Source organism: Pseudolactococcus yaeyamensis (genome assembly GCF_054658615.1).
On record NZ_BAAGGP010000167.1, the window covers coordinates 1 to 1,979 of the forward strand.

General features: G+C 31.8%; 1 protein-coding gene and 1 pseudogene. Both read left to right on the plus strand.

Annotated elements, in window-relative coordinates:
* Positions 1–130: 130 nt before the first annotated feature.
* Positions 131–867: pseudogene (locus ACYQ21_RS15405) on the plus strand (ABC transporter ATP-binding protein).
* Positions 868–870: 3 nt separating this feature from the next.
* Positions 871–1,887, plus strand: coding sequence for a hypothetical protein (locus ACYQ21_RS15410; RefSeq protein ID WP_460059551.1), 1,017 nt, complete (start codon positions 871–873; stop codon positions 1,885–1,887).
* Positions 1,888–1,979 lie beyond the last annotated feature (92 nt).

A 1,979-nucleotide genomic window follows, 5' to 3' on the forward strand; every position in this document is an offset into this window, starting at 1 on the left:
GAAATCACAATTGTGTTTCGCTTTGCGGAACAAGAACAGGAAATCGTGGCATTGATAAAGTAATAGAATAGACAAAGGAAACTGTTTTCTTTAAATACCAGTGGCTAACGGATCGGGCAAAACGACTTTGATGGACATTATTGCGAGTGTCCAATATCAGAGTGAGGGAACTGTATTTGTTTATGATAAAAAAAGAGAAAGCTCAGAGGAAGTGAGAGAAAGTCGAAAAAAATTGGCTATATGCCACAAGAATTTGGTATGTATCCAACATTATCAGTTGAAGATAATATTCGCTATTTTGGCTATTTACATGGATTAAAGCATGGAGCAACAGAAAAACAAGTTCAGTATCTAATTAAAGCGCTGCATCTCTGGGAGCATAGAAAGAAAAAATACAAAGCGCTATCAGGTGGCATGAAGCGTAGAGTTGGGCTGGCTGTTGCACTTGTGCATAATCCGGAGTTCTTGATTATTGATGAACCAACGGCAGGAGTAGATCCAGAGGAAAGAAGTAGTATAAGAGAATTTATCATGAATTTAGGAAAAACTAAAACGATACTTTTTTCTACTCATATCATAGAAGATATAGAACAAATTAGTGACCAAATTATTATTTTGAAAAAGGGAAGAATAAAATTTCAAGGCGAATTATCAGCTTTAGTAGAAAAATTTGAAGGACATTTTTATGAAATTCCTTTCAGCGAAAAAATTCCTAAAAAGACTAGAGTTATTAAGCGATTTAAGTCTAAATTAGGAGAAAGAATCATTATATATAGTGACGAAGTAACAACAACTGAAATTGATACTTCAATACCAGTTGTTGCGACTTTGGAAAATTGCTTTCTCGTACTAAATGGAGAGGAGTAGCAGATGAACCTACTATATTTATATTTTAAAGAGGTATTGAAATCTCCAATTCTTTATGTGCTAATATCGGTTACAGCTATTGTTCTTTTTTTACAGGGGCAATGGGTAGTTGGTGAAATACCTACTAATCAACAACAGTATGAAAAAAAGCTTGGCTTTCAGAATTTTAAAGCGTTTAACAAGCAAGATAAGCAGTCTTTTTTGAAAGAAAGAACGGCTACGACTATTGTGCCAGTATATGAAGATAATATGAGGTTTGATACTAGAGTTTCGACGACAGTGTTTTTGGCAAATGACCATATTACTGAAGAAAAGATCAAAAAATTTTATGAAAAGATTGAAAAAAAAGGAGAAATTCAATCACTAAAATTTTTATCAGTGGCGCAATTAAACAGTCTGTCAGAAAAAGAATTCAAGGATTATAGAAATGCCTTATATTTACCATATGGTTTTGGTTATTCAATGTTTTCAGGAACTTACGCTACAAAAAATTATCAGTATTATATTAACGAACCTTATCAGATAATAAAAAAAAGGATTGAAAATAAACAGGAGAAAATTTCTGCCCCGATATCAAGATATTTTGTACGAATTTTGTCAATTTTATTAAGTATTAGTAGTGCATTTCTAACAATTGTTTTTGTTTCTTCGGATTTAGCTACTAATAGAATACGTTCCTTTACGATGGCAAATGTGACTTGTAAAAAACAGATTTGTATGAGGTTAATTAGTATTTTCGTTTCTTCAATAGGTATTAGTATGATTGTTATTTTTCCCGTAGTAGGGAGAGTCTTTCAACAGATTTCATATTCAACTTCTATGTTTGATTTTCTAATGTATGATGCTTTATCTGTTATTGTCTCAATTTTATTTTCAGGTATTGTCTCTTCGATAATTGTTATTATGAATAAAAACTTGATTTTAAGTCTCTTTATTTCTCTTGTATTTGTGATTGCGAGTAGTAAAGGTTCAGAAATTACAACTGTTTCTCCTCGTATAATATATTCTAGTAGTGATTAACCACTACGATTTTTACCTAATTGATATTAATTTTCACTTGACTACTGAGCCGTTTCTCAGAGATAATAGTTCTGGAATGGACTCACGGATTT

Bases quoted from the DNA above. Each gene is read 5' to 3' on its own strand.
- ACYQ21_RS15410 (WP_460059551.1), top strand. From the start codon at position 871: ATGAACCTACTATATTTATATTTTAAAGAGGTATTGAAATCTCCAATT.